This window comes from Ancylomarina sp., from assembly GCF_041555295.1.
Lineage (GTDB): Bacteria > Bacteroidota > Bacteroidia > Bacteroidales > Marinifilaceae > Ancylomarina.
Map to the genome: position 1 here is coordinate 1 of NZ_JBFFKR010000166.1, position 7768 is coordinate 7768.

A 7768-nucleotide genomic window follows, 5' to 3' on the forward strand; every position below is an offset into this window, starting at 1 on the left:
ACCCGGCCACACTTAAGCATGAGGCAAATAAGAAAGATATTTAAAAAGCAGCCTTGATCTTTTTTGCTTCGTTTTTTGGATCAAGCCAAAAAATGAAGTCGGGTTTGGGCGAAGCGCCAATTTATTTAGGACGCTATTGATGCTTGAGCTAAAATTGATCCAAAAGCCATTTTTCCATACAAGCTTCATCAGAGGGCTAAGTAATGCCATCCTTTTATCGATATTTAAAGACATCCCTTATGTGATACAGGTGTTTCATGTTGGAAACTTTATTTTCATAAAACTTAAGCTTAAATATGAATTTTATTAAATTTACAATACAAGTCACACTCATTTCTTTTTTTAATACCAGCATGTGATGTGTGAATAGTTTAATAAGCTTTGGTGTAAATAAACCATTTTCACTTATAAAACCATATTGTTTTAGCAACACTAAAAAAGCCATGATAAGAGATATCGAAAACATTGAATTGCAATTTTTAACCCCTAATGATTATCAGGAGTTAAAAAGTGCTATGATTGAGGCTTATTCCAATATGCCCAATTCCTATTGGGGAGAAAAACAGATTAAATCTCTAATAAAAAAATTCCCCGAAGGTCAGGTTGTCATTAAAGTAAACAATCAATTGGCAGGATGTGCACTCTCGATAATAGTAGAGTACGACAAGTTTGATGAACACCACACCTATAAGGAAATAACGGGGAATTATTCTTTCAATACCCATTCAGCCGAGGGTGATGTGCTTTATGGGATAGATGTCTTTATCAAATCAGAATTTCGTGGATTAAGACTCGGAAGAAGACTATATGATTACAGGAAGGAATTATGTGAGCGTTTGAATTTAAGAGGGATCGCTTTTGGGGGAAGAATACCAAACTATCATAAACATGCAGGCGAAATTTCTCCTAAGGAATACATCGAAAAGGTTAAAAGAAAAGAAATTAATGACCCCGTTCTAAACTTCCAGATTTCTAATGATTTTCACCCTTCAAAAATATTGAAAGGCTACCTTGAGGGAGATGAGGCATCAAATGAATTTGCCGTATTACTGGAATGGGATAATATTTTCTATCAAAAGAAAATTAAAAAAGCAGCAACTCAGAAAAAAAATGTTCGTTTAGGTTTAATCCAGTGGCAAATGCGTCCATACAAGAACCTTAAAGAATTAATGCAACAGGCAGAATATTTTATTGATTCGGTTTCGGCTTATCGATCTGATTTTGCCCTGTTTCCTGAGTTTTTCAACGCCCCATTAATGGCGGGAAACAATCACCTTCCCGAATCTGAGGCGATAAGAGAATTGGCAAAGCATACGGCAAATATTGTTCAGAAGTTTTCAGAATTAGCAATTGCTTACAACATCAATATCATTACGGGAAGTATGCCCGAAATGCGAAATGATCTCCTTTACAATGTTGGCTATGTGTGCAAAAGGGATGGGACTACTGAAAGATACGAAAAGCTTCATATAACACCCGATGAGGCCAAGATTTGGGGAATGCAGGGGGGCAGTCAAATTAAGACCTTTGATACCGATTGTGGCAAAATAGGGGTTCTGATTTGTTACGATTCCGAATTCCCGGAACTGAGTAGACTCTTAGCCGATGAGGGGATGGATATCTTAGTTGTGCCTTTCCTCACAGACACTCAGAATGGCTATTCGAGAGTGCGCCATTGTGCTCAGGCGAGAGCCATCGAAAATGAATGTTATGTTGCAATTGTGGGCAGTGTTGGGAATTTGCCGGCGGTTCATAATATGGATATACAATTTGCTCAATCGATGGTTTTCACCCCTTGTGATTTTTCTTTTCCCGCCAATGGCATTAAGGCTGAGGCGACCACAAATACCGAAATGATTTTAATAACTGATGTTGATATTGACTTATTAAGAGAGCTTAATCAATTTGGCAGCGTTAAAAACTTGCGCGACAGACGAAAAGATCTGTTTGAATTGCGGAAACGTTAAGTCATTAGCCCTGGTGATGTCTTATCTCTCCGGGGCAAACGACTTACGATTATAAAGAACAAGAATAGTATTATCACAGTTAATAGGTGCAATAAGACTCACCTGGTTATTTTAAGATTTAGCTGATATGGCAAGATTTATAAAAACAAAAAAAGATACAATAGGTTTATCACCCTATGCAATTCATTTTAGGGGTGATAAGAAAAGCGATTTCACCAGGTTAAGACTCATTAACTTTAATTCTGAGAAGTTAAATGAACTCGAAGTAGATCAAATCAGTGAAGTTCTTAATTATAGTAATTCAAAAACAACTTCCTGGTTTAATGTTGACGGTTTACACGATGAAAAAATCATGCAGGAAATAGCTTCGGGATTCAAATTGGATTCGCTTATCATACCCGATGTATTGAACACGCATGCCAGGTCTAAAATACATGAATATGATAATTGTATTTATATTTCCTTAAAAATGCTTCAATATCGTCAGTCTGATGACCAAATTTCATCTGAAAATTTTGTTCTCATCATTAAAGAAAATATCCTGTTATCGTTTCAAGAAAAAGTGGGCGATGTTTTCGAACCCATTAGAGAGCGATTAAGAAAAAGTAAAAAAAGAATTCGAAATTCGGGTTCCGATTATCTTGCTTTTGCCATTCTCGATATCATTATAGATAATTATATATACATCATAAGCTTAGTCGGTGAAAAAATTGAATCTCTTGATGATGAATTAATAAAGGATCCTTCGAATAAAACATTAGAAGAAATAAATAAATATAAGGGCGAAATTAATTTCCTCAGAAAATCAATCAAGCCCTGCAGAGAGATGGTTTTGAGTCTGGCGAAAATGGATTCTGAATTGTTGCATGAGAACCTATCTGTGCATTTAAAAGAACTTCAGGATAATATTAATCTTGCAAATGATTCTTTGGATAGCTATAGGGAAATCCTTTCAGATCAACTCAGTGTTTTTCATACCAGTGTTAGTAATACACTTAATGATATCTTAAAATTCTTAACTATTTTCTCGGTGATATTTATTCCATTAACATTTATCGCGGGTATTTATGGGACTAACTTCGACAATATCCCAGAACTTCATTACGAGTACGGCTATTTTATTATGTGGGGGGTAATTATTATCACAGCTATTTCTATGATCTTTTATTTTAAACAAAAAAAATGGTTTTAGGAATCATCTAAATTCTATACATTTATTAAGAAGCCTGGTAGTTGTTGCATAAGCATTGATTGATGCTACATTAATTTAATCTGATTCTCGGCCTGTTGTGAGCTGTTTAAGTACATTCCAAACCGAATAAGTGACCAATCGAATAATAATCGGAATTGTAATGGGAGTAAGGTAGATGCCCTTGCTAATTCGACAAATCTTGTAGGCAAAATGAAAAGAAATAAAGCCTATGTGTAAGGAGTTGTGAAGATTTATGAGTAAATTATAGTTTTATAATGTATTTAAAAATCAGAAAAATGGGATGCTATAATTCGATTGTTATTGATGCTCCTGCTGAGAAAGTATGGGATGTGTTGAGAAATTTTCATGAGTTATCATGGGCCAGAAATGTGGTAACTAAAGTTGAAATCGTAGGAGATAAACCCTTTTATGAAGTTGGCGCTAAGAGAATTATAAATGATAACTTTTATGAAACCTTGTTATCCTTTGATAATCATGCCAAAAAGTTTACTTACAGTATAGATGATGGTCCAGGGCCCGCTTCAAAGAATAATGTTATTGGATATGTAGGAGAGTTGACCGTCTTTCCTGTTACAGAGAATGATTCTTCATTTGTATTGTGGACGACAACATGGGAATTAGAAAAAGAAGAAGGTGTCGCTGAATTCCTTAATCCTTTATATGAAGCTCTTTTACAAGATTTAAAGACTTATATTATTTGAAGGAGGGAAATTGGCATTGTCCGTTATAAAACGAGTCAAGTGTTATAGACTGTAGAATATATTTAGACGCAGATTTTAATGATAAGATATGATATTTGAATAGGAGGAACGCTGGGTTCCTCCTTTTTTTTTGATACACTGATGAGGTGCATACCTATTCTTTTCACATTGACTTAATCACAAACGTTTTCGTTATAATAAATGTTGATTGTGTCTGATTATCTGGTGAAAATGGCTGGCTATTGGGAGACTATGAGGAACAAAAAGATTACTTTTAGCCTTCGATCAGTTATTGACGGGTCTATTTCGAAAGAAAAATATGGAAAGCATGCAAGTAGAAAAGAAAATAAGTTCTCCCGATGCGTTTTTATGGGAAACTCATGGTATTCATGTAGGTACAGGAAACGACCATGTGAAACATGGTATCGACGATATTGAAATAATCACTCAGGAAGCGATTAATAGAGGATATCCCAATATTACCTTCATTATTCATACGCCACGAATGACTCGTTTTCGTTACGACGCAGAAAAACGGACTGATATTAAATTTATTCGTGGCCATAATGCCTATCTAGACTACCCCAGTAAAATTGCTAATCTGAAAAACAAATTTGGTCATCTGATTAATATCAAATACGGAATAGAGTTGGAGTGGTTGGGACCTGATTTGGGTTTACTGTGGAATAGATCCAAAATTTTCCAGGCTCAGGATGCTGATTTTGTTATTGGATCTGTTCACTTCTCGCGTGAAGGAATAGCCTATGATGGATCGCTAGAGGAAGCACAACGATTAGTCGAAATTCGTGGTGGAGTCGAGCAATATTGGGGTGCTTATATCGAAGAAGTCATTGAAATGATTGATAGTTCCTGGGATATGATTCAAGTGATTGGGCATATTGATTTACCTAAGCTTTACGTTCCTATCCCTAAACCTTTATTAGAACTGGATACGTCTAAGCATTTTTTGGCTAGACGAATGCGTGTTTTATTAGAAATGCTTAGTGAATACAATTTAGCACTGGATATCAATCTGGCAGGAATTCGTAAGAAATGTGGCATATACCCGGATACATCTATTCTTACCAGAGCTAAAGAATTGAACATTCCTATAGCAATAGGAACGGACGCCCATTCATTAAAGGATTTGGGCAAGGATTATCAAGTGGGAATAGACTATGCTTTAGAAAATGGTTATAAGCATTATGTGAGTTTCTCAAAATGTATTCCCGAGAAGCATTCTCTGAGATTGAGTGAAGAGAAAACCGAGCAGTACCAGGTTTTGAATTTAGGGATTGAAATGTTGAATCGTAGATTCGAAAGTTCGAAGCAGCGAAGAATACCTAAGTTTTCTTTTGGCGGAGCTTTTTTAGCCTTAATGGACGATCATCAAAACTCAACTTCATTGGGAGAATATGAGGCTATTCGAATTAGAAAAGGAACCAAATCGATTACGATTAGTCACCAAAAACCCGATAAACCATTTGAACGTGTAAAGGGGCTCTTTTCTCATCATCAGGATAAACCAGGAGTCTTATCTATCTTATTCAATACCTTAGCATCTGAGGAGATTAATGTGGATACGGCCTACCTCAATTCCAATGATGATGGTACAGCTACAGCCTTCCTAACACTTTCGGGGAATGATGAGCAGATTCGTAATGCGGTTGAATTTGTAAAAGGCACATCAGGTGACACCTTTTTTGATATCTATTTTGGTGATCATCTTGAAGTACCTGATCTTAAAGATGGCGATAACTATTTGTTGGAGGTGGATGGTGTTGATCTCCCTATAGCGATCAGCTCACAAATGCTGGTGACAGTCCATAATAATGTGTCAGGAGTTTTACTTATATTGCTCTCGGCCATGGCTTCCCAGAATATCAATATTATAGATCTTCAACTAGGGCACCGCGGTAATAAGGGCTATGCAGCCTTGGGAGTAGATGGGAATCCAAGAGTTGTTCGTGAATTATTGTCCCAGTTAGGCGATCAGTTTCATGAAACAACACAATTACTTCTTAAATAATACATCTAATTCATTGGGAATTAAGAGTAAATTAGAAACACATGAAACGAGCCATTAGTAAAGTATTCCAAACAAAAGGAAATGACTAAGATGGCGATTTCCATGTGACAATGGCTTTAGCCCTCATGAGCTTTAGCTAATAATTAAAAAACAAATTATTGACACATGAAAGATATTGAAGAAAAAGTGATACACTCATTCTATAACGGGATGAATTGTGCCCAATCTATATTAACGGCCTATGCCGATCATTTAAAATTCGATCCGAGTTTTGCCCTATCTGTATCCAGCGGTTTCGGTGGAGGTATGGGAAAATTACAAAAGACCTGTGGTGCAGTTACCGGATCCTTCATGGCATTGGGTATCTATAATTCTCAAAAGCATTTCGAGAATATTGAAGCTCGTAATGCAACCAATGTGATGATTCAGAAGTTTACGGTCGATTTTGAGGCCATGCATGGTTCGCTTGATTGCAAAGCCCTTCTGGATTGTGATTTTACAACCATTGAGGGTGGAAATCAATTCAAAGATAAGGACCTAAAGCAAAATGTTTGTTCTAAATGCCTTGCCGATTCAGTTAAACTGATTGAGGGATTGATCGGAGATAAATAAATTGATATTCTAAATCAAAGCCAATCAATACATATAATATTGCCCAAACCTGATTATGGTTTGGGCTTTTTCATGCTCATATATTTCAAGCTAACAGTTTCCCCTCCTTATTTTAATGAGGGTGGTGCTACATTTAGGTCATTGAGCTTCAGCAGATTGAGCCTGTCGAAATGCGAAATGCGAAAGATAGTCAATGTGTTTTCAATTTTTAGTTGCGCAACTTTTTTTAATGAGCCACAGATTACACAAATTAATTTCATTGATCTTGCAAGCTCGGTATTCACAGATTAAAAAAGGAAAGATATTTAACCACTGATTATCACTAATTAAAAGGGAGCTTGTCAGTTCTCAGTTGCGATAAACTGAGTTTACTGAAAATGTTTGTTTGAAATCAGCCTGCCAGAGTTTTAAACTCTGGCAGGCTTTGGTCTTTACAAACCAGATTCTTTCTATTTAACCAATACTTGCAGTTTTATCTGATATTTCAACTTAGTGGAAACTATTTTAAATTTATTGTAAATGTTTGTTTGTTGTTAGCTTCGTCTGCGTTTCAAACGCCAGCAGGGCTAACAAAAAACGTAAACAATAAATGATATCAATATTTTGTTTATTTTTATGAAACCTCCTGTGCAAAACCCTTCATACCAGGAAGATGCTTCTAAGGTCAGTTTCATAGGGTAAAAACGTAAATTTATAATCAGATGAAAGATTATACGCCTGCACTCATTCCAGAGAGCACCTATCATGTTTTCAATCATGCTGTAAGTACTGATAATTTATTTCGATCGGATGAGAATTATCGCTTCTTTTTAAGAAAATACACACATTATATCGCCCCTGTTGCCGATACCTTTGCTTACTGCCTTTTGCCCAATCATTTCCATTTTGCCCTGCGCATTAAAAGTGAAAACGAATTGGCTATTTATTTTAAAAGCATTGGTAAACAATTGGATAAAAATAGGCCTAAGTTCCAGTCGCTGGAAAAATTGGTCTCTTTACAGTTCAGCCACATGTTCAATTCTTATACACAAGCATTAAACAAACAGTTCAGTAGAAAAGGGGTACTGTTTCGTAAGCCCTTCAGGCGTTTGCTCATCGACTCTGATTCTTATTTTCGCGATTTGATACACTATATACATTTCAATCCTGTGCATCATGGGTTTACCAACGATTTACGCACTTGGAAACATTCTTCTTTTGAAAGCTTTTATTCCGACAAATCTTCTTTGCTCAAAAGAGATGAAGT

6 protein-coding genes are annotated in these 7768 nt (G+C 36.0%); all 6 read left to right on the top strand.

Annotated elements, in window-relative coordinates:
• Positions 1-443 precede the first annotated feature (443 nt).
• Positions 444-1967 (top strand): carbon-nitrogen hydrolase family protein, encoded by a 1524-nt coding sequence (locus ABY905_RS11525; protein WP_372643935.1) that lies wholly within the window; start codon positions 444-446, stop codon positions 1965-1967.
• Positions 1968-2094: 127 nt separating this feature from the next.
• Positions 2095-3159 carry a magnesium/cobalt transporter CorA gene (gene corA, locus ABY905_RS11530; RefSeq protein ID WP_372643939.1) on the top strand — a complete coding sequence of 355 codons (1065 nt, stop codon included), beginning with the start codon at positions 2095-2097 and terminating at the stop codon, positions 3157-3159.
• A gap of 296 nt (positions 3160-3455) precedes the next feature.
• Positions 3456-3881: an SRPBCC family protein gene (locus ABY905_RS11535; RefSeq protein ID WP_372643941.1), complete on the top strand. Its 426-nt coding sequence runs from the start codon at positions 3456-3458 to the stop codon at positions 3879-3881.
• 328 nt (positions 3882-4209) lie between these two features.
• Positions 4210-5910, top strand: coding sequence for a histidinol-phosphatase HisJ family protein (locus tag ABY905_RS11540; protein ID WP_372643943.1), 1701 nt, complete (start codon positions 4210-4212; stop codon positions 5908-5910).
• A 165-nt stretch (positions 5911-6075) separates the two neighbouring features.
• Complete coding sequence (locus ABY905_RS11545; RefSeq protein ID WP_372643946.1) at positions 6076-6522, top strand: C-GCAxxG-C-C family protein; 447 nt, start codon at positions 6076-6078, stop codon at positions 6520-6522.
• Between the two features lie 701 nt (positions 6523-7223).
• Positions 7224-7768, top strand: a 545-nt coding sequence (locus tag ABY905_RS11550; RefSeq protein WP_372643949.1) for a transposase, incomplete at its 3' end; no start/stop codon positions are given.